The sequence below is a fragment of the Xanthomonas sp. 10-10 genome (assembly GCF_040182365.1).
GTDB lineage: Bacteria > Pseudomonadota > Gammaproteobacteria > Xanthomonadales > Xanthomonadaceae > Xanthomonas > Xanthomonas arboricola_F.
Map to the genome: position 1 here is coordinate 950,254 of NZ_CP144460.1, position 24,007 is coordinate 974,260.

Sequence of the window (24,007 nt, forward strand, 5' to 3'; positions counted from 1 at the left end):
CTGTTTCTGTCGCAACCGCAAAGCGATTGAAAATCGCAGGCTGCGATCCCGCGATCCCGCGATCCCGCGATCCCGCGATCCCGAGATGGCGGCAATTGCCGCCGTCGCCACGTTTGCCAGACACGCCCGCTGCGCACTTGTCCGTGTGCTGCCAAGCCGTCTCTACACGTCCTGCTCGTTTGCAGCGGCCTCATCTGTACACGCCCGGGGTTTTTCGTGCCGGGCCCGCACGAAGGAGTGGGCTGTGCGCGTCAAGCGATGCTGTGGCACGCCTTGACTTAGGCTAAAGCTCTTTCGTTTCATGGCCTTATTGCCAGAAGTTCATCTGATGTCTGTTACCCTCGGCCGATGATTCGACGCACCTTGACCTGCCTGCTCACCCTCGGCCTTGTCGCCTGCGCGACCCAGCCCAGCCCTCCGTCCCCGCCGCCGGCTGCCAGCGCACCGCCGGCCAAGCCGCCAGTGGCTCCGGTCGCGCCTGCAAGCGCCGCCGCCGAAGCCCCCGCGCTGCCGCCGGTCGATCTGACCCCGGTGCCCTTCGAGATCGCACACGCCAACTTCGTGCGCGACACCGCCGCCAAGTACGGCATCGACGCCGCACAGATCGACGCGGTGCTGGCGCAGGCGCAGTTCAAGGACGCCATCGTCACCGCGATGTCGCGGCCGGCCGAGCGGGTCAAGCCGTGGAACGAATACCGCCCGATGTTCATCACCCAGGCGCGGATCGAGGGCGGGCGTAACTTCCTGGCCCAGCACCGCGCCGAGCTGAGCAAGGTCGAAGCCGCTACCGGCGTGCCGGCGCAGGTGATCGTGGCCATCATCGGGGTAGAGACCAGTTACGGCAGCAATGCCGGCAAATATCGCGTGCTGGACGCGCTGTATACGCTGGCGTTCCGCTACCCGCGCAGCGGCGACCCGGCCAAGCTCGAGCGCGAAGTGCGTCGCGAGCTGTTCTTCCGCGACGAACTCGGCCAGCTGTTCGCGCTCGGCAAGGAAGAACAGCTCGATGTCACCAGCCTGATTGGCAGCTATGCCGGCGCGATGGGCATGGGCCAGTTCATGCCGTCTAGCTACCGCCAGTTCGGTGTCGATGGCGATGCGGATGGCAAGCGCAATCTGTTTACCGATTACAACGACGTGTTTGCCTCGATCGCCAACTACTTCGTCAAGAAGGGCGGCTGGGTGCGCGGCGGTCAGGTCGCCGTGCCGGCCACGCTGGCTGCCGGTCACGAGGAATTCAATCCCACCGACTGGTCGCCGGTATACACGCTGGCCGATCTGTCCGCGCGCGGGTATCACCCTGGTGCGCCGGTGGTGGCGGGCAGCACCGCCACCCCGATCAGCCTGGACGACGCCAACGGCAAGCAGTACTGGCTGGGCTTTCAGAATTTCTACGCGATCACCCGGTACAACATTTCCAAGATGTATGCGATGGCCGTGTTCCAGCTGTCCGAGGCCATCGCCGGCAAGGAGTTACCCCCGGCATGAACAGCATGACAGGCCCCAAGTGGCTGATTCCGATGGCGCTGATGCTCGGCCTGGCGGCCTGTAGCAGCGCACCGAAGAAAAGCGTCGGCGCCAAGGGCAGCGGCGCCGTCAAGGGCGTCAAGGTCGAAGGCAAGGGGCCCGCGTATGTCGCCACCGGATGCCCGTCGACCTCGCCGTATGCCGCTGCCAAGGAAGACCCGTCCACACGCGGCGACTACACCGCCGGCGGCCTGTACAAACCCGGCGTCAAGGACACCACGCCCGACCACGTACCGAACGTGGCCTGTATCCCCGAACCGCTGGTCACCGACGAGCCGCGCTCGGCGGTCGGCAATCGCTCGCCCTATGAAGTGCTGGGCAAGCGCTACGTGGTGATGGACAACCCGGGCGACTATGTCGAACGCGGTACCGCCTCGTATTACGGCAGCAAGTTCCACGGCCGGCTGACCTCTAACAAGGAGGTCTACGACATGTACGCCTTCACCGCCGCGCACAAGACGCTGCCGCTGCCCAGCTTCGCCCTGGTGACCAATACCGATACCGGCGACTCGGTGGTGGTGCGCGTCAACGACCGCGGCCCGTTTCACGATGGTCGCGTGATCGATCTGAGCTACGCCGCCGCGGTCAAGCTGGGCATCACCGGCAAGGGCACCGGCAATGTCGAAGTGCGCGGGCTGACCGAAGCCGATAACGGCAACCTGCTGGCCAAGCGCAATCGCGGACGGGTGCCGGTCACGACGGCTGTTGCCACCGCGCGGCCGGTATCGGGCAGCAGCCAGATCGATGGCCTGGTGCAGCGTCTGCCCACCGGCACGGCTGCTCCGCGTGCGGCGGTTGCAAGCGCGGCTGCCGTCCCCGTTGCGACATCCCTCGCCACTGCGCCGGCCAAACCCGCCGGCGAGCGCTGGCGTTACAACGTCGCCGAGTCGCGACAACCCGGCAATCCGGACAATTTCGATGCCTGGATGAAGTCGCAGGGCGTGCGCGTTGCGACCGGCAAGCCGGCAGCGGTTGCGCCGCGTCCGGCATCGGCCACGCCTGCGCCTGTCGCTGCCGCGCCGGTGGCGGTTGCAGCGGTCAGGCCAGTGGACAACGGCGCGCCTGCGCGCCCGGTCAAGACCGATCCAGCGCCGGCCAAGGCGCCGAGTGCAGCGGAAGCCGCCCTTGGCGACATCCTGTTGCAGGTCGCCAGCTTCGCCAGCCGCGAAAACGCCAACCGCGCGCTGTCGCAGCTTGCCTCGGCCGGTATCGCCGGTGCCAGCGTCAGCGACATCGTCAGCGGTGGCCGCACCCTGTGGCGCTTGCGCGTCAACGCACGCGACCACGCCAATGCCTCGGAGATCGCCCAGCGCATCGCCGGGCTGGGCTTCGGGCGCCCGCAGATCGTCGCCAACTGAGCGCAGACCGGCATGCCGTCAGGAGCGGCCATTGCGGTCAGCGACCCGAGGCGCTGGGCTGGCGCCGACCGCGTCGACGTGCATGCGGCAGCCAGTGGCTTGGGGCGTCCGGCGCGCGATCAGCTGACTGCAACACTGAACTGCGCAGGCGCGTGGGACCCGGCGTGCGTCGCCTGAATCTCCATCGCACCTTACAATTTCGTATTACCCAGCCTTCGGGCCCGTCAGGAGTCGTTCTTCAATGAAATTCCGCTTCGCCGCCGCTGCCTTGGCCACGTTCGCCTTCGGCCTGGTCTGCGCCCAGACACCCGCGCCGCAGCCGACTCCCGCCGTGGCTGCCGCGCCGGCTGCACTGCCGGTTCCGCCCGCACCCGCGCCGGCCGTGTCCAAATCCTGGATCCTGATGGACTACGCCACCGGGCAGGTGCTCGCCGGCGAGAACATCCATCAGCAGTTGGCTCCGGCCAGCATCACCAAGGTGATGACGTCCTACGTGGTGGCCGCAGAAATCAAGAACGGCAAGGTCAAGCGCGACGACCAGGTCATGATGAGCGAGCGCGCCTGGCGCGAGGGCGGCGCCGGCACCGACGGCAGCTACAGCGGCTTCCCGGTCAACCAGACCGCGCGTCTGGAAGACATGGAAAAGGGTATGGCGATCCAGTCCGGCAACGACGCCGCGATCGCGCTGGCCGAGCACGTGGCCGGGAGCGAAGAAGCCTTCGCCTCGTTGATGAACAGCTACGCCGCCAAGATCGGCATGAAGAATTCGTACTTCGTCAACGCGCACGGGTTGAGCGCCGAAGGCCATCACTCCACCGCTTACGATCTGGCCATGCTGGGCCGCGCGATGGTGCGCGATTACCCGGAAACCTACGCCTACAACAAGATCAAGGAATTCCAGGTCGGCTCGATCAAGCAGAGCAACCGTAACCGGCTGCTGTGGCGCGACCCGGCGGTGGACGGCATCAAGACCGGCCATACCTCCGAAGCCGGCTACTGCCTGCTGAGCTCGGCCAAGCGCGGCGACCAGCGCCTGATCGCGGTGGTCATGGGCGATAGCTCCGAAGAGCAACGCGCCACCGACAGCCTGGCCCTGCTCAACTGGGGGTTCCGCTTCTTCGAAACCCATAGCCTGTACGCGCCCGGCAAGGTCGTGACCAAGCAGAAGGTCTGGAAGGGTGCGCAGGACGAAGTGCAACTGGGCGTGGCCCAGCCGCTGCAGGTCAGCCTGCAGCGCGGCCGCTACAACGATCTCAAGCCCAGCATGGAAGTGGCCAAGACCCTGGAAGCGCCCATCAAGAAGGGTCAGCAGGTCGGCACCGTCAAGGTCAGCCTGGACGGCAAGATCATCGCCCAGGCTCCGCTGGTCGCCATCAACGCAGTGGAGGAGGGCGGCTTCTTCAAGCGCCTCTGGGATTCGTTCTGGATGTGGTGGGAATCGGAGTGATCCATGGAAAAAGCCGGCGAAAGCCGGCTTTTTGGAATCGGGAATGGGGAATAGTGAATCGTAGAAGCGGGCGTGTCGCTCTTGCTTTACCGATTTGCGATTCCCGATTCCCGATTCTCAGCCCTCAAAGCATCCGACTGATCGTGAAGCTGCCGTAGACCGGGGTTTCGCGTTGGGTTTCGAATTCGCGGGTGCGGTGGTAGCGGGCCAGCGCAAACTTCCAGCGGCCGTACATCACCGCCAGGCCGTAGCCGACATCGCCCACAAGCGGGCGTTTGTCCACGCTGTGGCTGTTGCGGAAGGTGTTGCCATCCAGGGTGATGTCGCGGATCACCCAGCGTGCGTCGGTGGTCACGAACAAGTGGCCCGACCAGCCGCTGGCACGTCCCAGCCGGCTCGGGGCCGTGTTTTCGCCCGCCGGGCGGGTGGGGGTGCTGCCGAAATCGTCCGGCAGTTTCCAGCCAAAACGCGCTTCGCCACCGGCGTTCAGGTGCGTCGCCATGTTGCCCACTGCGCCGCCCCAGTGCGAGATGAAGTCCCAGCCGAATCCATCGGCATTGCCGCTGGCATCGGCCGGCCAGCGGCGCATGCGTTCGTGCACCAGGTTGATCAGCGGCTCGTTGTGCAGCTGGTTGTCCCAGCCCTGGAATTTCTCGTCGCCCAGCGCGTCGTGGATCGCATCCTGCGCTTCCTGCGCGAATGCCCACGGGCCAACCACGCCCACCTGCAACTGCGTGGTCCGCAGGTGCGCGTCGTTACGCGCGTTGTAGCCAAAGCTCGCCAGCAGGATGCCCGCATACGGACGGTCGTCCGGGATCACGTCGCGACGGGTGTAATCGGTGGGCGTAAAGATCGCCTGGCCGATCGAGAACACCATGTTCTGCTGGTCGAACTCGCCTGGGTGCAGCCGCTCCAGATAGCTATTGACCCAGCGTGCGGTGCGCGGCAGGCACGGGTCGTCGGTGTAGTCGACCAGGTTGGGCGAGACCAGGGTCAACACCGCACCGTTGGAATACCCCTGGTCCTGGTCTTCACCGCCGAACAAGTCGTTGTCGACCCGGAAATTGACCGCCGGCGGCGTGCGACCCAGCCGGCTGGAATCGCACTGATCCGCCGCGATGGCCGGCATCGACAGCCCGGTGAGAGAGAGCAGCAAGGCAGCAGACAACGCGCGCGGTCGGAGCATGGAAGGCCTGGTGGACAAGGAGGGGCGGGATGGTGCAAAGGTGCCTGCGCCCGCGGCTGCGCCGCGTGAACATGCGCCTTTGCGTGACCGCATTGTCAGTCGAGGCCGGTCTGTGCAGGACTTCCGTTTCCACGTAGGAGTGTTTGGCTGAGTGCCGCAATCAAGAATGCCGCGCGGGCTCTGGAAACCGTGTTGACCCCTACGGCTAGGGTCCGAGGACAAGACTTGGGTTTGCCCTCTACCGGCCCGATAATGGGGCGATGGATATCAGCACCGACAACCCCGATCACGGCTTCCAGTTTCCCGGTACCTTCGAGCTCAGCGCCATGGGTGCGGCCGAGCGCGGCCTGGAAACCGAATTGCCGCGCCTGCTCGCTGCCACCGGCGTGGAGCTGCTGCAGGAAAGCGTCAGCTGGAAGCATTCTTCCAACGGCAAATATGTCTCGGTCAAGATCGGCTTCCGCGCCGAGAGCCGGGAGCAGTTCGACGCGGCGCATCAGGCCTTGCGCGACCATCCGGAAGTGAAGTGGACGCTGTAGCGGCCGAACCCGCCGTGGTTGCGACTGGGCCCGCACAGCTGCGCGACCTCGGTCAGCAGGATTACGCTCCGGTATGGCGTGCAATGCAGCGTTTCACCGATGCACGCGATGAGCAAACTGCCGATGAGGTTTGGGTGGTCGAGCATGCGCCGGTGTTCACGCTGGGCCAGGCCGGCAAGCCGGAGCACGTGCTGGCGCCGGGAGATATTCCGGTGCTGCAGGTGGACCGTGGCGGTCAGGTGACCTATCACGGCCCCGGCCAGCTGGTGGTCTACCCGCTGCTGGATCTGCGTCGGCTCAAGATCGGCGTGCGCGATTACGTCTGCAAGATCGAGCAGGCGCTGATCGATACGCTGGACGAGTGGAACATCGTGGCCGAACGCCGCGAAGGTGCGCCGGGTGTGTACGTCGGCGGCGCCAAGATCGCCGCACTCGGCATTCGCGTGCGCCGGGGCTGCACCTTCCACGGATTGTCGTTCAACGTGGCGATGGACCTGGAACCCTTCCACCGCATCAACCCCTGCGGCTATCAGGGCCTGCAGGTGACCTCGGTGCTAGACTTGGGCGGCCCCCCCGGGATGGAGGCCGTCAAGGCCGTGCTGCTCGATCAGCTGGCGCGCCAATTCGGCCTGACCCTGCACCCCGCCTCCGCAATGCCCGACCTTTCGCTTCCGGCCTGAGCGCCCGTATCGCCATGACCCAGCCTATCGCCCGTTCCATCCCCTTGCAGGTCGTTTCCGGCGACAGCGCCGCGCCTGCGCCGCTGCAGACCGGCGTCAAGCAGATCGGTGGCGACAAGATCAACCGCTCGCCGGTGCAGTTCGTCGACGCGCCGGTGCTGCGCAAGCCGTCCTGGATCCGCGTGCGGATTCCGTCCGGCAACGCAGTGCAGAACCTCAAGGCCAAGCTGCGCGAAAACCGCCTGGTCACGGTGTGCGAAGAAGCCAGTTGCCCGAACATCCACGAGTGCTTCAGCCACGGCACCGCGACCTTCATGATCCTGGGCGAGGTGTGCACACGACGCTGCTCGTTCTGCGATGTGGCGCACGGCCGGCCCAAGCCGCCGGATGCCAACGAGCCGACCAGTCTGGCGACCACGGTGGCCGACATGGGCCTGAAGTACGTGGTGGTCACCAGCGTCGACCGCGACGACTTGCGCGACGGCGGCGCGCAGCACTTCGTGGACTGCATCGCAGCCATACGTGCCAGCTCGCCCAACACCCGCATCGAGATCCTGACCCCGGATTTCCGCGGCAAGGGCCGCATGGACCGCGCGCTGGAGATCCTGGCGCTGAGCCCGCCGGACGTGTTCAACCACAACATCGAAACCGTACCGGATCTGTATCCGAACGTGCGCCCCGGTGCGGATTACCAGTGGTCGCTGACCCTGCTGCAACGCTTCAAGGCGCAGCATCCTTCCATCGCCACCAAGTCCGGCATCATGCTCGGGCTGGGCGAAACCATGGAGCAGGTGCAGGCTACCTTGCGCGATCTGCGTGCGCACGATGTGGACATGATCACGATCGGCCAGTATCTGCAGCCGACGCCGCACCACCACCCGGTGATGCGCTACTGGACGCCTGAGGAATACAAGGCGCTGGAAGACTACGGCAACGCATTGGGTTTCAGCCACGTGGCGTCTGGCCCGATGGTGCGCTCGTCGTATCACGCCGATCGCCAGGCTGCCGGCGCAGGCGTCGCTGCCTGAGCAACGCGGGGCGCTCGATGCGTCCTGCGGCAGCGGCACCAGGCGTTCGAAGCCGCGCGCGTGGATGCAAGGTCCCCATGACGCGCGATTGTGACGGCGTCAGCTGGATGGCACCTAAGCCATCGTTTCATCGCCGGCCCCGTGCAGCGCACGGGGCCGTGTCGTATCCGACAGTCCGGGCGCCGGCGCAAGGTACGGTCGCGTTCACAATCCGATACAGACCCGGCGCTAGGCTGATTCAGCCAGCAGATGACAACGCCAGCAACTTTGGGCACTGTCATGCTGTCTGATCCGTTCACCGCCTTTCTTTCGTCGGCCTTGTGCCGAGAGCCATTCGATGACCTACAACGTTTCTGCGTCCATGAAGGCCGGCCTGCTGGCGCTGGTGTTGACCACTCCGATGGCCTTGCTCGCACGCGCCGACACTGCGCTGCCGGCCGCCGCCACGCCCGAACAGGCGACGGCGACCAAACTGGTCTATGGCCTGCTGTCCGACAGCCGCTATGCCTACCGTCCGCGGACGCTGGACGAGGCGATGTCCAAGGACGTGTTCAAGCGCTATCTGGAAACGCTGGATGGCGGCAAGCAATTCTTCACCCAGGCCGACATCGACGGCTTTGCACCGCTGCAGTCCGGCGTAGGCGATGCGCTGCGCGGCGGCAATCTGGAGCCGGCGTTCCAGGTGTTTGCGATCTACAAGAAGCGCGTCGATCAGCGCGTCAAATACGCGCGCGATCTGCTCAAGCAGGACTTCGATTTCACCGGTAGCGACAAGTTCGAGTACGACCGCAAGGACGTGCCGTGGGCCTCGGACGACAAGCAGCTGGACGTCCTGTGGCGGCAGTCGGTGATGAACGACTGGCTGCGCCTGAAGCTGGCCGGCAAGAAGCCCGACGACATCCGCAAGACGCTGGACAAGCGTTACGCCGCGCTCGCCGATTCGGTGAAGCAGCTCAAGGGCGAGGACGTGTTCCAGTTCTTCGTCAACGCCTACACAAACGCCGTCGACCCGCATACCGATTACTTCACCCCGCGCACCGCCGAGACGTTCAACCAGCAGATGTCGTTGTCGCTGGAAGGCATCGGCGCGCAACTGCAGAAGCAGGACGACATGGTGGTGATCCGCGAGGTGATCCCGGGTGGTCCGGCCGCAGTGGATGGCACGCTCAAGCCGGGCGATCGCATCGTCGGTGTGGGCCAGGCCAAGAACGGCGCGATCGAGGATGTGATCGGCTGGCGCATCGACGATGTGGTGGCCAAGATCCGCGGCAGCAAGGATACCCAGGTGCGCCTGGAGTACATCCCGGCCGAGTCCGGCATCGACGGCAAGCACCGCACGGTGACGCTGACCCGGCAGAAGGTGCGTCTGGCCGAACAGGCTGCCAAGGGCGAGACGATCACCCTGCCGGCCAAGGGCAGCGAACCGGAACGCCGCATCGGCATCATCAAGCTGCCGGGCTTCTACCAGGACTTCGAAGGCCGTCGCCGTAACGCGACTGATTACGCATCGGCAACGCGCGACGTCGCCAAGCTGCTGGCCGGCTTCAAGACCGACAAGGTCGATGGCGTGGTGCTGGACCTGCGCAACAACGGCGGCGGTTCGCTGGACGAAGCGATCGAGCTCACCGGCCTGTTCATCGAGCAGGGTCCGGTGGTGCAGGTGCGCGAATCCGGCGGCCGCGTGACCGTCAATGGCGACAGCAATCCGAAGGTAGCCTGGGATGGCCCGCTGGGCGTCCTGATCAACCGTGGCTCGGCCTCGGCGTCGGAAATCTTTGCCGGTGCGATCCAGGATTACGGTCGAGGCCTGGTGATCGGTGAGACCAGCTTCGGCAAGGGCACGGTGCAGAACATCGTCGACCTGGACCGTTGGCCCGCCGCCGAAGGCCAGCGCTATGGTCAGGTCAAGCTGACGATTGCGCAGTTCTTCCGCGTCAGCGGTTCCAGCACCCAGCACAAGGGCGTGGTACCGGATATCGCGTTCCCGGCCAGTGTGGATGCCACCGAGTTCGGCGAAAGCACCTACGACAATGCGCTGCCGTGGACGCGCATCGCTGCCGCGCCGCACACCCAGTACGGCAACTTCGCGCCGCTGCTGCCCAAGTTGCAGACGCTGCACACCGCGCGCATCGCGGCCGACAAGGAGTTCCAGTGGTGGGAAGAGGACGTCAAGCAGTTCCGCGACGAAAAGGCCAAGAAGTACATCTCCTTGAACGAAGCAGAGCGCGTTGCCGAGCGTCAGAAGCAGGATCAGCAGCGCAAGGATCGCCAGCAGGTGCGCAAGCAGTTGGGCCTGCCGCTGGATCCGCTCGCTGATGACAGCGACGACGGCCTGACCGGCAATGAGCGCGACATCGTCAAGGACACCGCACGCGAGAAGGCCGCAGAAAAGCGCCCCGATCCGCTGCTGCATGAATCGGCCGCGATTCTGGCCGATGCGCTGGGCCTGCTTGCGCAGGATCAGCCGCTGTCGGCGCAGGTGTTGCCGCAGTCGACAGCGCCGGGACGTTGGGCCGACTGATTGTTTGCCGAGCAGCTGGCGACAACCTCGGGTTGAAGTAGGAAACGCCACCGCACTGCGGTGGCGTTTTTGTTGGCCGACCCTTTAGATGTCCGGTGCGGCGGCGCGAGCGGGTTTGACCGCTGAGCGGCTGCCGCGCCCGCGCGCGTTGCAATGCCTCATTACGTCCGATGTGGCTTTACGCCAGCGCCTGCCACATACCTTGCAGGCCGAGCACCAGCAACGTGGTGAAAAAAAAGCGCCGAAACATATCTGCAGAAATGCGATTGCGCACCCAGGCACCCAGCGACATGCCGATGACGGTGGGCAGCAGCGCCCACAGCGACGGAGCGATCGCCGCGCCCGGTAGCGCACCGTGCCAGGCCAGGGCGATGGCCAGCGCCAATGTCGCAATGCCGAAACACCAGCCCAGCGACCGGATCAACACCTCGCGCGGGAGGTGCAATGCGCTGAGGTAAGGCAGTGATGGCAGCACGAACACGCCGGTGGCGCCACTCAACAGACCGGTGACCAGTCCGGCCAATGGCCCGACCCAGGGTTCGTGACGCGCCTGCATCGTCCACTGTCGGCGGGCCAGCCCAAGCAGGGCGTACAGCGCCAGCAGCGCGCCCAAGCCGGCGCGGACCAGGGCGGGGTCGGCGCCTGTCATCACCCCTGCACTGAGCCAGGTGCCGAGTGTCACGGTTGCCAGCAATGGCCACAGACGTCGCAACAGGGCCAGCGTGTCTGGCCCCCAGGCTTGCTGCACATTCGTCACCAGTGAAGGCAGTGCCAGCAAGGCCGCTGCCTCGGCAGGCGTCAGCCACAGACCGAGCAGTCCCATTGCAACGGTCGGCAAGCCCATTCCGGCCACGCCCTTGACCCAGCCGGCCAGCAGGAAAACACCTGCGATCAGATGCCAGTGGGTGTGCAATGTCTCCATGCAGGCAAGGATCCGGGCTTGTTGCGTGACAGACAATGCGGGATTGTTTGATGCAGGCTTCGGCGAAGCCGAAGGGTAAGGCACAGGAAGCGGAGCGTGGAAAGATCCATGGCCCGGCCGCCTGTTTCGTCGGCGGCCAGTGCACTTCGATGGATACACGTGTGCGAGTGGAGCGATCATGCATCTGGAATTTGTCGATCTACGGTTGTTCATCGCGGTGGTCGAGGCGGGCAGCATCACGGCCGGTGCGCAACGCGCGGCGTTGTCGTTGGCGGCTGCCAGCGCGCGAATTCGTGCGCTGGAGCTGCAAGCGGGCGCCGTGCTGCTGGAACGCGGGCGCCGCGGTGTCAGCCTGACCCCGGCCGGTAGTGTGTTGCTGCGGCACGCACGGCAGCTGCAGCGGCAGGCCGAGGCGTTGCAGCTGGAGCTGGGCGGTTACGGTGGCGGCGGGCAGGTGACGCTGCGGCTGGCGGCCAATACCGCAGCGCTGTCGGCATGGCTGCCCGAGCGGCTGGCGGAGTTTCTCATCGCCCATCCGCAGCTGGATCTGGCGTTGACCGAGCAGGGCAGCGACGCCGCCGCCGATGCGGTACGAGAGGAACGCGCCGATATCGCGGTTGTCGCGGGCCATGCCGATGTCAGTGGCCTGCAGGTGCTGCCGTTCCGCGAGGATCGCTTGGTGCTGGTGATGGCTGCCACGCATCCACTGGCTGGCGCCTCGACGCTGCGCTTGCGCGAGCTCGCGGGAGTGGACACGCTGGGCCTGGCCGGCGACAGCGCCTTGCAACGGCACCTGCGCGTGCAAATGAACCGCGCCGGCGTGCAGTTGCGCACGCGTGCAAAGGTGCATGGCATCGACGCGTTGTGCCGCATGCTCGCACACGGCATGGGCGTGGCGATTCTTCCGCACGCCGCAGTGCAACGCTCATCTGTGTGCGATCAGCTGGTCACGGTGCCCCTGGATGAAGCCTGGGCGCCTCGGCAACTGTCGATCGTGCTGCGTCACGAACCTGCCTCGTCGGCCATGCTGCAAGCGCTGGTCGACTGGCTGCAACGCGATTGACCTGCGTGCCGTCAGACGGGCCGGCATCGTGACAGTGTCACGTTGCCGGCACGATCAACGCGGCCAGTCGAATTCGGCCAGCACCGGGTAATGGTCCGAGGGCAGGACACCGTCAGGGCGCGTGTCCAGCGTGGTGAAGCGCACAGGTGTCAGGCCGCGGAACAGGATCCAGTCGATGCGACGGGTCGGGCGGGTGCTGAAGTCCTGAAAGGTCTTTTCGGGGCCTTGCGGCCTCGCCACGTTGGCGCGTGCGTCCTTGAGCGTGGCGGTGAGCGTGCGGTAGGTGCCCTGATCCGGATCGCTGTTGAAATCCCCGGTCAGCACCACCGGAATGTCTGCCGGCAAGCTGGCGATACGCGACAGGATCACGCGCGCACCTCGTTCGCGCGCTGCCTCGTCCTGGTCACGGTGCGGCAGATGGGTGTTCAACAGGTAAAAGCGGCGCTTGTCGCTGCGTCGCTCGAACAGGGCCCAGGTGACCATGCGCGGCAGGTCGGTGTTCCAGCTGCTGCTGCCGGGCACGTCGGGGGTGTCGGACAGCCAGAAATCGCCCGATTCCACCACCGACAACGCGCGGCTGTCGTAGAACACGCCCATATGCTCGTCGCTGCCATCGGCGCGGCGTCCCTTGCCGAACCAGCGATAAGCCGGCAATTGCGATGCAAGATAGTGCGCCTGGTCCTGCACCAGTTCCTGGGTGCCGAAAACGTCGGGATGGGTGTGCTTGATCAGCTCGACCATTGCCGTGCGTCGTACCGACCAGCGCTTGTCGCCGTCGGTGTCCACCGGCACCCGCACATTGAACGACATCACCCGCAACGGCGCAGATCCTGCCCATACCGGCAGCGACATGCACAGCATGGCAACAACAGCAAGCAATGGGCGAGAGGCAGCGCGAAAGAACTGGCGTGGCATCTGACAAATCCGGGGTGACCAGCCGCCAAGTCTAGTGCGCGTGCATGACCATTGCGTCCACGCGCGATTAAAAAAAACAGGCTTGACGCCGTCGCGCATCGGCGTAGCATTTACATCAAGACAGCGGATAGACCGCTGGCTGACCACTCAACCGTGAGGGATTCTCATGGCAACACAGTACGACTATCTTGTCTTCATCGGGCGCTTCGAGCCCTTTCATAACGGCCACGCTGCCGTCGCCCGCCACGCGCTGGGCAAAGCGAGCAAGCTCATTGTGCTGATCGGCTCGGCCGACACGCCACGCACCATTCGTAACCCCTGGACTGTCGCCGAACGCGCAGTGATGATCGAGTCCGCGTTGCCGGGCGAGCGCGAGCGTTTGATCCTGCGTCCGTTGCGCGATCATCTGTACAACGAAAGCCTGTGGATTGCCGAAGTGCAGCGCCAGGTTGCCGAAGCGGTGCACGCCGATGGCGGTACGCTCGATGCGCGAATCGGCCTGATCGGCATGGACAAGGACGCCAGCAGTTATTATCTGCGTGAGTTTCCGCAGTGGCCGCTGGAAGATGTGCAACATACCGCCACCTTGTCGGCCACCGAGTTGCGCCGCTATCTGTTCGAAGCCGGCGATATCGGATTCCATGGCGGGTTGCTGATGCTGCGCGGCAACGTGCCGGCGCCGGTGTACGAGATGCTGGAAGCGTTCCGTCGCAATTCGCCGAGCTACGCGCAACTGGTGGCCGAATACCGCTTTATCGAGCAGTACCGCGCCGCCTGGAAGGATGCGCCGTACGCGCCGACCTTCGTGACCACCGATGCGGTGGTGGTGCATTCCGGGCACGTGCTGCTGGTGCGCCGGCGCGCCGAGCCGGGCAAGGGGCTATGGGCACTGCCGGGCGGGTTCGTTGCTCAGGAAGAAGGGCTGCTGGACAGCTGCCTGCGCGAGCTGCGCGAGGAAACCCGGCTCAAGGTGCCGGTGCCGGTGCTCAAGGGTTCGTTGCGTGGGCGCCAGGTGTTCGACCATCCCGAGCGCAGCCTGCGCGGGCGCACCATCACCCATGCATTCCATTTCGAATTTCCGGCCGGTGAGTTGCCCGCAGTGCGCGGTGGCGACGATGCCGACAAGGCGCGCTGGATTCCGATTGCCGAAGTCATGGCGATGGGCCCGCGCCTGTACGAAGACCACCTGCATATTCTTGAATTCTTCCTGGGTCGTGGCTGAGCACGACGTCAGCGCCTGCGTACCGCTGCTGACCGGCAGCGGTCAGGTCAACACGTCCTGCTTGAATCACGACTTCCCACCGGCGGACAGACCGCTGGTTTCTCCGACGCGAAGGAGCTTCCGTCATGCATTACCTCGATAACCTGCTGCTCAACACCGATAGCTACAAGGCCAGCCACTGGCTGCAATATCCGCCCGGCACCGATGCCTCGTTCTTCTATGTCGAATCGCGCGGCGGCGTCTACGACCAGACCGTGTTCTTCGGCCTGCAGTCGATCCTGAAGGAAGCCATCAACCGGCCGGTGACGCATGCCGACATCGACGATGCCAAGGCCTTGCTGGCCGCGCACGGCGAGCCGTTCAACGAAGCCGGCTGGCGCGACATCGTCGACCGCCTTGGCGGGCAGTTGCCGATCCGTATCCGTGCGGTGCCCGAAGGCGCGGTGGTGCCCACGCACAACGTGTTGATGACCATCGAATCCACCGACGCCAAGGCGTTCTGGGTGCCGTCGTATCTGGAAACCTTGTTGCTGCGCGTGTGGTATCCGGTGACGGTGGCCACGGTGAGCTGGCAGGTGAAGCAGATCGTGCGCGATTACCTGGAGCGCACCAGCGACGATCCGGAAGGCCAGCTGCCCTTCAAGCTGCACGACTTCGGTGCGCGTGGCGTGTCCAGTCTTGGCTCGGCGGCGCTCGGCGGCGCGGCGCATCTGGTGAATTTCCTCGGCACCGATACCTTGTCGGCGTTGTTGCTGGCGCGCGCGCACTACCACACGCCGGTGGCCGGGTTTTCGATTCCCGCTGCCGAGCACAGCACCATCACCAGCTGGGGGCGCGAGCGCGAGGTGGATGCGTACCGCAACATGCTCACGCAATTCGCACGGCCCGGTTCCGTCGTGGCGGTGGTGTCCGACAGCTACGACATCTACCGGGCCATTCGCGAGCACTGGGGCACCACCTTGCGCGATGAGATCATCGCCTCCGGCGCGACGGTGGTGATCCGCCCCGACTCCGGCGACCCGGTGGATGTGGTCGAACAGTGTCTGCTGTTGCTGGACGAGGCCTTCGGGCATCAGCTCAACGGCAAGGGCTACAAGGTGCTCAACCACGTGCGCGTGATCCAGGGAGATGGCATCAATCCGCAATCGTTGCGCGCCATTCTGGAGCGCATCACCGCAGCCGGTTATGCCGCCGACAACGTCGCCTTCGGCATGGGTGGTGCATTGCTGCAGAAAGTGGACCGCGATACGCAGAAGTTCGCGCTGAAGTGCTCGGCGGTGCGTGTGGACGGGCAGTGGGTCGACGTCTACAAGGATCCGATCACCGACCAGGGCAAGCAGAGCAAGCGCGGTCGGCTGACCCTGCTGCGCGATCGCCGCGATGGCAGTTACCGCAGTGCGTTGCTCGACGAGGCGGCCACCAGCCCCGACAGCGAAGATGCATTGGTGACCGTGTGGGAGAACGGCGCGATGCAGCAGGAGTGGACGTTGCAGCAGGTACGCGCGCGTGCCGACGCCGCCCGGCGCTGACCGCTGGCACGCAGGCATGGCCATGCCCGCGCTCACCGATGTTGTGCCTTTGCTGCCTGCATCACCGCTGTTGGCGCAGTTGCGCGCGACGGTACCCAACCTGCAGCGGCGCGTGCCGCTGCAGGCCGACAGCAGTCGCTGGCATGCGTTGCAGATCGGCCCACGCCGCTATCGGGTTGCATTGCCGGTCACCTTGACGCCGTATGCCTCGGTGCGGCCCTGTTCGGCGCGCTGCGGGTTTTGTTCGGAGAATTTGCGCCAGCACGCGGGCGGTCTGGCGGGGGCGATGCTGCGCCCGGGCCCGGACTATTTCGCGCAGTTGCGCGCCGCACTGCAACTGCTGCATGCGATGCCATTGTCGTATTCGCTGTCGGGTCTGGAAATGACCGACGATGCGCAGTGGCTGCAGACCTTGCTGCACACCTTGTCCACCACTCCCGATGGTCCGTGCGTCGAGCAGCGCGTGCTGTACAGCAATGGTGCGGGCCTGGCGCGTACGCACGGTGAGCGTCTGCTCGATGCGCTGGTGGATTTCCGGGTGTCGTGGCTCGAATTGTCGCGTCACCATCCGTTGCAGGCGCAAAACGACGCGATCATGCGCTTCCGGGCGGGCGAGCCGATTGGCGATGCCACCACGTTCGTGCGGACTGCCCGTCGCATCGCCGCGCGTCTGCCGCTGCGCCTGGTCTGCATCGTGCAACGGGGCGGGGTATGCAGCGCAGAGGAGATCGCGCGGTATATCGAGTGGGCGCGCAGCTGTGGTGCCGGTCAGGTGATCTTCCGCGAGTTGTCGCGGCTGGACGATGCGTATCGCAGCAACGGCACCCTGCGTTACATCGAGCGGCACCGCATCGGCGTGGAACACCTGCTGGCCACGTGCATGCAACAGCCATGGTGGTCGCGTTGGCAGCTGGATGGCATGACGGAAGGCTATTACTTCTGGAATGTGCGGATGCGTAGCGAGGATGGCATGCAGGTGGTGTTCGAAAGCGCCGACTACGCCGCGATGCACGCCCGTCACGCCACCGGCGATCTGTACAAGCTGGTGTTCTTCGCCAATGGCCGGCTGTGCGCGGGGTGGGACCCGGATGCCGATGTGCTGTGGGACGCTGCCCATGGATGAGCTCGATCAACGCAGCTGGTGGACGCCGGCGCCCGACGATGCGGCCTGGGCGTTGCCCGACGACCTGCGCGCCAGCGACCCGCTCAACGGGCGCGACTGTGGCTGGGTGAATCAGATGCGGCCGTTCGTGCGCCATTTCAGCCAGCCGGGCGAGCAGGTGTTCGACCCGTTCTGCGGATTCGGCAGTACCTTGCTGGCAGCGGCCTTCGAAGGCCGCGCGGCGCACGGCATGGAGATCGACCAGGCGCGTGCACGGCTGGCGCGCACGCGGCTGCAGCGGCACGCCGTGGATGCGCCGATCGTGGTCGGCAGCCTGGTGCAGGCCGCGCCCGCCGCACCGATCGATCTGTGTCTGACCAACGTGCCGTATTTCGGTTGCCAGTGGCATGGTGCGGCGGAGGCTGGGCAGCTGTATGCCAGCGCAGACTATGCGGGCTATCTGGCCGGCATGCGCGCGGTGTTTCACGCGCTGCGGCGGCACTTGCGTCCGGGCGCGTTCGGCGTGGTCATGGTCGAAAATGTCCGTGTGGGCGGGCGCGTGATCCCCCAGGCCTGGGATCTGGGCCAGATACTGGGCAGCCTGTTCACGCTGCACGACGAGCGGGTGCTGTGTTACCCGCATCCTGCCGCTGAATTGGAGCCTGCAGGCACCGACAGCAATCGCAGCCACGAATATGCGCTGATCTTTCAACACGCCCGCGCCCGGTTGGATGTGCAGCAGGCAGAGCAACTGCTGCAGGCCGTGCAGGCGCTCGGCGTGCCGGTGGTGGTGCACGGCAGCTACGCGCGGTGGCAGCAATCGCCTGCGGCGGTGCCGCAAGGCCCGGCGGATCTGGATGTGATGGTGTGCGCCGAGCAGCAGCTGTGGGACCGCCTGACCAGCTGGTTGCAGGCGCAGGGCTTCAGCTTGAGCTTGTGGGGCGAGCCCTGCCGCGCGCCAGTGACGCTGGCAGCGGTGCGTGCCCATCACTACCTGCGCGCCGAGCGGATCGGTGCCGATGGCAGCCGCCTGCAGGTCGACCTGCAACTGCCAACGGATGAACCGCCGGTGCCCTGAGCCGGCAACGCGACGCCGCGCGCACATCGGTTGCGGCTATGCTTTGGCCGGTTTTGGATGCCGGAGTCTTCCCATGTCGTGTACTTCCCTGATCGCGCGCGGTGCGCTGCTTGGCGCGTTGGCAACCCTGGCCGGCTGTGGTGGCAGCAAGGGCGACAGCATGCTGATGCGTGAGTCGTTCAACTCCGACGACACCTATTCGCGCAGTGTGGCGGCCACGTCGCCGCAAGCCTGCGAAGCGGCACGACGCGTGCTGTTGAGCCAGGGTTATGCGGTGACGCGTGCCGACGCTGCGGCAGTGGAAGGCAGCAAGAACTTCCAGCTGAAGGAAGCCGACCAGAGCGAGCAGCTCAATCTACGGATTTCCTGCGCGACGCAGGATGGCGGCAAGGCGCAGATCTTCGTCAGCGCGCTGCAGGACAGATACGCGTTGAAGAAGAGCTCGACATCGGCCAGCGTCGGTGTCGGCGTACTCGGTTCGTTGTCGTTGCCGGTGGGCAGCAGCGGCGACTCGCTGGTGCGCGTGTCCAGCACCACGGTGCAGGACGCGGCCTTCTACAAGCGTTTCTTCGAACGTCTGAACTCGTACCTGCCCAAGGTGACCGAAGCGGCGCCTGCCGCTGCGAGCGCGATGCCCGCATCGGCACCGGCGGCTCCGCACCCGCCGGCCGCACCCGCTGCGGCGCCGGCACCTGCTACCAGCGCGGCTGCGTCATCAGCCACTCCGGCACCGGTCCCGACCACGGTTGCGCAACCGCCCGTCGCGCCATTGCCGGTCGAAGCGCAGGACCCACCGCCGGCACCGGCCAGCGTGCCGCAGAGCGAACCCGCCACGCAGCCGTGACGCACGATTCACGCAGCGCTCCAAAGCCTGAATAGAGGCGCTGCGCTTCACGTTGTGTTCTCGACCGAATGGCGACAGTGCAGCCATGGCTCGCCGAATGGGCGAGGACGATGGAGACGTACGATGAAAATGCGCAATTCCCTGATGGGTATGTCCCTGATCGCTCTGATGGCGACGAGCACCTTCGCGCAGGCGCAGAACTATTCGCAGCACCGTTACACGACGGCAGATGAAGGCCGCAGGTTCAACGATGGCACACGCGTGCGCTGCAAGAACGTCGAAGTGCAAAAGAATTCCACCGACCCCAATCGCCTCGGCGGCACGCTCGCTGGCGCGGCCATCGGCGGCTTGCTTGGCAACCAGGTTGGCGGCGGCAACGGCAAGAAGGTAGCCACGGGTGTGGGTGTTGTAGGTGGTGCCCTTGCCGGTCGCGCGATTCAGGGCAACCGTCAGCAGGCCAACGGCAATCGCCAGGTCGAGCGCGTCTGCGAACGTCGCTGAGCTTGACGCCACGTTTGTCACGAGCCCCGGTCATGCCGGGGCTTTCTTGTATCTCAGGAGCAGCGCCGTGCTGCCGATCCATCTTCCCGAGCGATGAGTTTCTGCGTACCTAGCGGCCGATGGCAACGGCGATCGCCACGCGTCGTGTGCGCGCCGCGCGCCGCATGGCGCCGCGTGGCGAGGCTGTTCTGTACGGTGGCGATGTGCGGCCTGCAGCTGCTGCAAGTGGCCGCTGCCGCACCCGGTCAAACGGTGAGCAAGGCCGCACCCGATTGCGTGGAAGCGCTGTTGCGGCGATTGGGTTGGAGCATTGACAGTGCGGCGATCAGCACGCCAGTGATCCAGCGTGGCGCGCCCTGCACGCGCGGCTCGCTTGCGCAGGCGCATGCAGCAGGCGATCTGCGGATCACGCTGCCGGCGGGCTGGGATGCGCGACAACGTGGCGTGGCGCTCAACGCGCTGCTGGACGATTCGGCCAGCCAATGCGCCTACGGATTCGAAGTTGGTGCTGCCACGCATCGCGCCGTCACCCGGTTGCAAGACAATCCGCATTACCGGTTTTCTGCGCTGCAACTGGGCTGGATCGGCTTCGGCTGGCGTGGTGCCGCTGCGCAGGGCTGGAGTGGATTCAGGAGCTTCGGCCGCGGCTATCAGCCACGCGGCAGCAATGCACAGGCGCTGGACGCGTTCTATCGTGGACAGGTGCGTTCGGAATGCGGTGTGGGGCGGCAGGTGGCCCAGCTCGCCACGCAGCGCGAACTGTATGGCGATGCCGGATTCGATCAGGTATTTACCCCGGGCGAACTGTCCATCGGCACGTTCTTGACCTTGCACGACACCGACAGCATTTTGCTCGGCGCGCATGCCGGCGAGTTCTTTGCCGACGGCAAGGCGGTGAAGACTTCGCAACTCGGGCGCCAGGCGTTTGTCGGTGCGCCCGGCTTCATCGCGCATGTGTTCGACAAGGCGTCTCTGGACGACATCCATAACCAGGCCGAAAACTTCGTCGTGGTGGATGTCAGCGATGCGGCAGCGCAGGCGTTGGCCCAGCACGGTGGCTTTGCGCACTACGACGCGCTTAACCGGCAGATATGGGAGCTCTCCAGGCAGCTGCGCGGCCCGGGCAAGCGGCGGTTCGAGCGACTGCTGTACGAGCGCGACGCGGCATTGCGGGCAACGCTGGATCCGCAGCAGCAGGCGCGCTTGCAGGAAATGCAGAGGTTGCTGGATGACCCGTTCTATCAGGGCTTTCTGGTGTATGTGCACCCCAAGGGCACCAAGCCGATCGGGTATCACGTCGCTCGTCTGCTCGATCGCAACCCGCGCACACCCTATGCGATCGACCTGACCTTGCACAATCTGCGCAGCACCTTGTACTGGCGATGGATCGACTGGCAGCTGCAGCAGTGCGGCGCCAGCACCGTCACGGAACAATCCATTGAGAATTCCGCCACGCCGGCGCACGCCAGGCGTGGCACCCTGCACTGATCAGAGCATTGAGGAGTGGTTATGGAACTGGGTATGGTGGGTTTGGGCCGCATGGGCGCCAACATGGCCGAGCGTCTGGTGCACGGCGGACATCGTGTGCATGGCTACGATCCGGGCGCGAGCGCGCGCAGCAGCGCGCAGGCCAAGGGCATCGTCACTGCCGATGCACTGGCGGCGCTGGTCTCCGCGCTGCCGAGTCCGCGCGTGGTGTGGCTGATGGTGCCGGCGGGCAAGATTGTCGATGACACGCTGGCGCAACTGCTGCCGTTGCTGCAGGCCGGCGACATCGTCATCGATGGCGGCAATTCGTATTACAAGGATTCGCAACGCCGCGCGGCGCAGTTGCAGGAAAGCGGTATCGCGTTCGTCGACTGCGGCACCAGCGGTGGCGTCTGGGGCTTGAAGGAAGGCTATAGCCTGATGGTTGGCGGCGAAGAGGCCGCGGTGACCACGCTGCATCCGATCCTGGCCACGCTGGCGCCTGCGCCGGACAAGGGCTGGGGACGGGTGGGCCCGAGCGGTGCCGGCCACTTCACCAAGATGGTCCACAACGGCATCGAGTACGGAATGATGCAGGCCTATGCAGAAGGGTTCGCCCTGATGCAGCACAAGACCGATTTTGCGCTGGACCTGCACCAGGTCTCGGAGATCTGGCGCGACGGCAGCGTGGTGCGGTCGTGGTTGCTGGACCTGACCGCCGATGCGCTGCGGCATAACCCGGCCATGGACGGTATCGCGCCCTTCGTGGCCGATTCTGGCGAAGGCCGCTGGACAGTGGCCGAGGCGATCGACCTGGAAGTGTCTGCGCCGATCATCACCTTGTCGCTGATGGAGCGCTTGCGTTCGCGCGACAAGGACTCGTTCACCGACAAATTGCTGGCGGCAATGCGCAACCAGTTCGGTGGCCACGCAGTGATGACGACCACCGCGGCAGCGCCGACGATCGGCAGCAAGGACGCGTAGGCGGATCGCTAGGAGGGCCGCGATTGCCGAGAGGCGTCGCGGTCGCAGAACGGTTTGAAGGCGGTCGACTCGGGCGCGCGCGTAGGCGTCACCAACCGCTGCCCGCAACGCGCGCTGGCGCAGCCCTCGTTTCAGGACGGCTCCACGTTTCAGGACGGCTCTACGTTTCAGGACGGCTCTACGTTTCAGGACGGCTCTACGTTCGTGGCGTGGCGCGCGTGGGGCCTGTAGAAGCAGTGCGTTGCGCCAGCGGGCTGCGTTGCTGCCACACATGCGGCGCCTTGCACATTGCGTGCGGTCGATTCGGCGGCGGCGTGTTGTCAGGCGCCGGCTGCGCTTTGCGCGCGCAGTCGATGCCTGCGGGTCGTCAGGGCGCGCGTTTGCCATCCAGCCATTGCACCTGTCCGGTCGCTGCGCTGCGCTGCGCCAGTTCCAGCAAGTGCATGAGTTGCACGGCGTCTGCGCCGGCGACCGGCGCCGGCCCGGTGCCGGCCAACGCATCGCGGAAGGCCGCATAGCACTGCCGATAGTCGCCGGCCAGGTTGTCGGGTTGATGAGTATGTACGCGGCCTTCTTCATCCACCCGGGTAAGCGTGCCCGGCAAGGGGTCCACGCCCCAGCCGACCGTGCCCGGGCGACGTCCGGCGCGCAATTGGTCTTCCTGCGTGTCCAGGCCGTGCTTGAGATAACTGCCGCGCGTGCCATGCACGGCAAACCGCAGGCTGTTGTCGGCGACCAGCGAGCCGGCATGCAGGATCACGCGCAGCCGCGGGTAGTGCAGGGTGACGTGGAAATAATCGTCGCTGCGCGCCTGGCTGCGCTGGCGTTGCAGATCCGCACCGATTGCCTGCGGCGTGCCGAACAGTTGCAACGCCTGGTCGAGCAGATGCGGGCCCAGGTCGTACCACAGGCCTGCGCCGGGGATATCGCTCTCGCGCCAGCGGTCGCGCACCTGCGGCCGATAGCGGTCGAAGTGCGAATGAAATTCCACCACCTCGCCGAGTTGGCCTTCGTCGATCAGGCGACGCACGGTGAGAAAGTCTGCGTCCCAGCGTCGGTTCTGGAACACGCTGATCACGCGGCCGGCCGCTGCCGCAGCGTCGACCATGGCGCGCGCCTGCGCGGCGTCCAGCGCAAAGGGTTTATCGACCAGCACGTGTTTGCCTGCAGCCAGCGCCTGCAATGCGAAGGGCGCATGCGTCTGATTGGGTGTGGCAAGGACCACCGCATCGAGCTCGGGGTCGGCCAGCGCAGTGTCTAGGTCGGCGACGACGGCGACCTCGGGGAAATCGGCCTGCGCCTGCTGCGCTTTGGACGAGACCAGGCTGTGCAAGCGCAGCCCCGGCGTGCTGGCAATCAGCGGCGCATGAAAGGTGTGACCGACATAGCCGTAGCCGACGACAGCCAGATTGAACGGTTTAGCCATTGAAAACGGTTCATCGCAACGAACGAGGGAATCCGCATGGTATTGCACATACCCGTGTGCGCGAGGTTCACAACCCCTGCATGCAGCGGTCACGTGTGCTCGACGACCGCCACCGCAAGCTGCAGCCACATTCAACAGGAGCGATTCGAATGAAGAACATGATGCATGCACGTAAGCTGTTGGCGCTGGCGTTGTCGCTCGGCCTGACCCTGGGTGCTTCGCAGGCATTCGCCGCCCCGCAGGACATGGGCGCGCACAAGGATCATGCCGCTGGCATGAACGAATCCAAGAAGCCGGTCACCGATACCTGGATCACCACCAAGGTGAAGACCGATCTGCTGGCCACCGACAACGTGTCGGGCACCGACGTGAAAGTCGAGACCAAGAACGGCATCGTGACGTTGACCGGCTCGGTGGCAACGCAGGCCGAGCACGACAAGGCTGTGGCCGTGGCCAAGGGCATCGAGGGCGTCAAGAGCGTCAAGTCGACCGGCCTGAAGGTCGTCGCTGCGAAGAAGTAAGCGCAGCTGCTGCGAATGCCGGGCCAGCTGCGGCGAGGCGGCTGATCCGAGCACGAGGCGCACTCTAGCGAGTGCGCCTTTTTTTTGCGCGTTTGATTCGCCATGCCTATGCGAGCGGCTCTGGAAGCGGGCTTGCTGAGCGATGTC

Annotated in this window: 22 protein-coding genes; 18 read left to right on the top strand and 4 right to left on the bottom strand. The window is 65.5% G+C overall.

Annotated elements, in window-relative coordinates; translation table 11 throughout:
* Nucleotides 1–348 precede the first annotated feature (348 nt).
* The 3 genes from mltB to VZ068_RS04005 all read left to right on the top strand — a co-directional run bounded on the left by mltB (nt 349) and on the right by VZ068_RS04005 (nt 4,332).
* Complete coding sequence (gene mltB, locus VZ068_RS03995; RefSeq protein WP_349656976.1) at nt 349–1,488, top strand: lytic murein transglycosylase B; 1,140 nt, start codon at nt 349–351, stop codon at nt 1,486–1,488.
* Complete coding sequence (locus VZ068_RS04000) at nt 1,485–2,885, top strand: septal ring lytic transglycosylase RlpA family protein (protein ID WP_349656977.1); 1,401 nt, start codon at nt 1,485–1,487, stop codon at nt 2,883–2,885. The genes mltB and VZ068_RS04000 overlap by 4 nt, the downstream gene beginning before the upstream one ends.
* 241 nt (nt 2,886–3,126) lie before the next feature.
* Nucleotides 3,127–4,332 carry a D-alanyl-D-alanine carboxypeptidase family protein gene (locus VZ068_RS04005; protein WP_046965072.1) on the top strand — a complete coding sequence of 402 codons (1,206 nt, stop codon included), beginning with the start codon at nt 3,127–3,129 and terminating at the stop codon, nt 4,330–4,332.
* Between the two features lie 124 nt (nt 4,333–4,456).
* On the opposite strand, the gene VZ068_RS04010 is transcribed toward VZ068_RS04005, so the two are convergent.
* Nucleotides 4,457–5,518, bottom strand: coding sequence for a lipid A deacylase LpxR family protein (locus tag VZ068_RS04010; RefSeq protein WP_349656978.1), 1,062 nt, complete (start codon nt 5,516–5,518; stop codon nt 4,457–4,459).
* Nucleotides 5,519–5,778: 260 nt separating this feature from the next.
* On the opposite strand from VZ068_RS04010, the gene VZ068_RS04015 reads away from it, so the two are divergent.
* The 4 genes from VZ068_RS04015 (at nt 5,779) to VZ068_RS04030 (ending at nt 10,286) form a co-directional block, all read left to right on the top strand.
* Nucleotides 5,779–6,057, top strand: coding sequence for a YbeD family protein (locus tag VZ068_RS04015; RefSeq protein WP_046965075.1), 279 nt, complete (start codon nt 5,779–5,781; stop codon nt 6,055–6,057).
* Entirely contained in the window at nt 6,045–6,737 is a 693-nt protein-coding gene (gene lipB, locus VZ068_RS04020; protein ID WP_349656979.1) for a lipoyl(octanoyl) transferase LipB, read from the top strand. Before VZ068_RS04015 ends, lipB begins: the two co-directional genes overlap by 13 nt.
* Before the next feature lie 14 nt (nt 6,738–6,751).
* On the top strand, nt 6,752–7,765 hold the full coding sequence (gene lipA / locus VZ068_RS04025) for a lipoyl synthase (RefSeq protein ID WP_349656980.1): 1,014 nt from the start codon (nt 6,752–6,754) through the stop codon (nt 7,763–7,765).
* 361 nt (nt 7,766–8,126) lie between these two features.
* Nucleotides 8,127–10,286: a carboxy terminal-processing peptidase gene (locus tag VZ068_RS04030; RefSeq protein ID WP_349657645.1), complete on the top strand. Its 2,160-nt coding sequence runs from the start codon at nt 8,127–8,129 to the stop codon at nt 10,284–10,286.
* A gap of 178 nt (nt 10,287–10,464) precedes the next feature.
* On the opposite strand, the gene VZ068_RS04035 is transcribed toward VZ068_RS04030, so the two are convergent.
* A complete protein-coding gene (locus VZ068_RS04035; RefSeq protein WP_349656981.1) occupies nt 10,465–11,208 on the bottom strand; it encodes a sulfite exporter TauE/SafE family protein in 744 nt (247 codons plus the stop codon).
* Nucleotides 11,209–11,386: 178 nt separating this feature from the next.
* Here VZ068_RS04035 and VZ068_RS04040 point away from each other — a divergent pair, with 178 nt between their 5' ends.
* Nucleotides 11,387–12,271, top strand: coding sequence for a LysR substrate-binding domain-containing protein (locus VZ068_RS04040; protein ID WP_349656982.1), 885 nt, complete (start codon nt 11,387–11,389; stop codon nt 12,269–12,271).
* 54 nt (nt 12,272–12,325) lie between these two features.
* Here the strand turns inward: VZ068_RS04040 and VZ068_RS04045 are convergent, their stop codons facing one another.
* The gene (locus tag VZ068_RS04045) at nt 12,326–13,186 is read right to left on the bottom strand and encodes an endonuclease/exonuclease/phosphatase family protein (protein WP_349656983.1); all 861 of its coding nucleotides are present in this window, start codon (nt 13,184–13,186) and stop codon (nt 12,326–12,328) included.
* A 166-nt stretch (nt 13,187–13,352) separates the two neighbouring features.
* Between VZ068_RS04045 and VZ068_RS04050 the strand changes: the two genes are divergently transcribed.
* The 9 genes from VZ068_RS04050 (at nt 13,353) to VZ068_RS04090 (ending at nt 22,144) form a co-directional block, all read left to right on the top strand.
* Complete coding sequence (locus VZ068_RS04050; RefSeq protein WP_259155256.1) at nt 13,353–14,408, top strand: bifunctional nicotinamide-nucleotide adenylyltransferase/Nudix hydroxylase; 1,056 nt, start codon at nt 13,353–13,355, stop codon at nt 14,406–14,408.
* Nucleotides 14,409–14,533: 125 nt separating this feature from the next.
* Nucleotides 14,534–15,937, top strand: coding sequence for a nicotinate phosphoribosyltransferase (locus VZ068_RS04055; RefSeq protein WP_349656984.1), 1,404 nt, complete (start codon nt 14,534–14,536; stop codon nt 15,935–15,937).
* A gap of 22 nt (nt 15,938–15,959) precedes the next feature.
* The gene (locus VZ068_RS04060; protein ID WP_349656985.1) at nt 15,960–17,060 is read left to right on the top strand and encodes a hypothetical protein; all 1,101 of its coding nucleotides are present in this window, start codon (nt 15,960–15,962) and stop codon (nt 17,058–17,060) included.
* The gene (locus VZ068_RS04065) at nt 17,053–18,117 is read left to right on the top strand and encodes a DNA methyltransferase (RefSeq protein WP_259167592.1); all 1,065 of its coding nucleotides are present in this window, start codon (nt 17,053–17,055) and stop codon (nt 18,115–18,117) included. The genes VZ068_RS04060 and VZ068_RS04065 overlap by 8 nt, the downstream gene beginning before the upstream one ends.
* Nucleotides 18,118–18,190: 73 nt before the next feature.
* Entirely contained in the window at nt 18,191–18,961 is a 771-nt protein-coding gene (locus tag VZ068_RS04070; protein WP_259167595.1) for a DUF2242 domain-containing protein, read from the top strand.
* Nucleotides 18,962–19,084: 123 nt separating this feature from the next.
* The gene (locus VZ068_RS04075; RefSeq protein ID WP_259155251.1) at nt 19,085–19,462 is read left to right on the top strand and encodes a glycine zipper 2TM domain-containing protein; all 378 of its coding nucleotides are present in this window, start codon (nt 19,085–19,087) and stop codon (nt 19,460–19,462) included.
* A gap of 201 nt (nt 19,463–19,663) precedes the next feature.
* Entirely contained in the window at nt 19,664–20,950 is a 1,287-nt protein-coding gene (locus tag VZ068_RS04080) for a hypothetical protein (RefSeq protein ID WP_349657646.1), read from the top strand.
* Nucleotides 20,951–20,971: 21 nt separating this feature from the next.
* A complete protein-coding gene (gene gnd, locus VZ068_RS04085) occupies nt 20,972–21,913 on the top strand; it encodes a phosphogluconate dehydrogenase (NAD(+)-dependent, decarboxylating) (protein WP_259155250.1) in 942 nt (313 codons plus the stop codon).
* 54 nt (nt 21,914–21,967) lie between these two features.
* The gene (locus VZ068_RS04090) at nt 21,968–22,144 is read left to right on the top strand and encodes a hypothetical protein (protein WP_349656986.1); all 177 of its coding nucleotides are present in this window, start codon (nt 21,968–21,970) and stop codon (nt 22,142–22,144) included.
* Between the two features lie 136 nt (nt 22,145–22,280).
* On the opposite strand, the gene VZ068_RS04095 is transcribed toward VZ068_RS04090, so the two are convergent.
* On the bottom strand, nt 22,281–23,339 hold the full coding sequence (locus tag VZ068_RS04095) for an oxidoreductase (RefSeq protein ID WP_349656987.1): 1,059 nt from the start codon (nt 23,337–23,339) through the stop codon (nt 22,281–22,283).
* A gap of 149 nt (nt 23,340–23,488) precedes the next feature.
* Here VZ068_RS04095 and VZ068_RS04100 point away from each other — a divergent pair, with 149 nt between their 5' ends.
* Nucleotides 23,489–23,860 carry a BON domain-containing protein gene (locus VZ068_RS04100; RefSeq protein WP_349656988.1) on the top strand — a complete coding sequence of 124 codons (372 nt, stop codon included), beginning with the start codon at nt 23,489–23,491 and terminating at the stop codon, nt 23,858–23,860.
* Nucleotides 23,861–24,007 lie beyond the last annotated feature (147 nt).

Excerpts from the sequence above, each read along its gene's own strand:
- mltB (WP_349656976.1), top strand. The coding sequence starts at position 349 with ATGATTCGACGCACCTTGACCTGCCTGCTCACCCTCGGCCTTGTCGCC.
- VZ068_RS04000 (WP_349656977.1), top strand. The coding sequence starts at position 1,485 with ATGAACAGCATGACAGGCCCCAAGTGGCTGATTCCGATGGCGCTGATG.
- VZ068_RS04005 (WP_046965072.1), top strand. The coding sequence starts at position 3,127 with ATGAAATTCCGCTTCGCCGCCGCTGCCTTGGCCACGTTCGCCTTCGGC.
- VZ068_RS04010 (WP_349656978.1), bottom strand. The coding sequence starts at position 5,518 with ATGCTCCGACCGCGCGCGTTGTCTGCTGCCTTGCTGCTCTCTCTCACC.
- VZ068_RS04015 (WP_046965075.1), top strand. The coding sequence starts at position 5,779 with ATGGATATCAGCACCGACAACCCCGATCACGGCTTCCAGTTTCCCGGT.
- lipA (WP_349656980.1), top strand. The coding sequence starts at position 6,752 with ATGACCCAGCCTATCGCCCGTTCCATCCCCTTGCAGGTCGTTTCCGGC.
- VZ068_RS04030 (WP_349657645.1), top strand. The coding sequence starts at position 8,127 with ATGAAGGCCGGCCTGCTGGCGCTGGTGTTGACCACTCCGATGGCCTTG.
- VZ068_RS04035 (WP_349656981.1), bottom strand. The coding sequence starts at position 11,208 with ATGGAGACATTGCACACCCACTGGCATCTGATCGCAGGTGTTTTCCTG.
- VZ068_RS04040 (WP_349656982.1), top strand. The coding sequence starts at position 11,387 with ATGCATCTGGAATTTGTCGATCTACGGTTGTTCATCGCGGTGGTCGAG.
- VZ068_RS04045 (WP_349656983.1), bottom strand. The coding sequence starts at position 13,186 with ATGCCACGCCAGTTCTTTCGCGCTGCCTCTCGCCCATTGCTTGCTGTT.
- VZ068_RS04050 (WP_259155256.1), top strand. The coding sequence starts at position 13,353 with ATGGCAACACAGTACGACTATCTTGTCTTCATCGGGCGCTTCGAGCCC.
- VZ068_RS04055 (WP_349656984.1), top strand. The coding sequence starts at position 14,534 with ATGCATTACCTCGATAACCTGCTGCTCAACACCGATAGCTACAAGGCC.
- VZ068_RS04060 (WP_349656985.1), top strand. The coding sequence starts at position 15,960 with ATGCCCGCGCTCACCGATGTTGTGCCTTTGCTGCCTGCATCACCGCTG.
- VZ068_RS04065 (WP_259167592.1), top strand. The coding sequence starts at position 17,053 with ATGGATGAGCTCGATCAACGCAGCTGGTGGACGCCGGCGCCCGACGAT.
- VZ068_RS04070 (WP_259167595.1), top strand. The coding sequence starts at position 18,191 with ATGTCGTGTACTTCCCTGATCGCGCGCGGTGCGCTGCTTGGCGCGTTG.
- VZ068_RS04075 (WP_259155251.1), top strand. The coding sequence starts at position 19,085 with ATGAAAATGCGCAATTCCCTGATGGGTATGTCCCTGATCGCTCTGATG.
- VZ068_RS04080 (WP_349657646.1), top strand. The coding sequence starts at position 19,664 with ATGTGCGGCCTGCAGCTGCTGCAAGTGGCCGCTGCCGCACCCGGTCAA.
- gnd (WP_259155250.1), top strand. The coding sequence starts at position 20,972 with ATGGAACTGGGTATGGTGGGTTTGGGCCGCATGGGCGCCAACATGGCC.
- VZ068_RS04095 (WP_349656987.1), bottom strand. The coding sequence starts at position 23,339 with ATGGCTAAACCGTTCAATCTGGCTGTCGTCGGCTACGGCTATGTCGGT.
- VZ068_RS04100 (WP_349656988.1), top strand. The coding sequence starts at position 23,489 with ATGAAGAACATGATGCATGCACGTAAGCTGTTGGCGCTGGCGTTGTCG.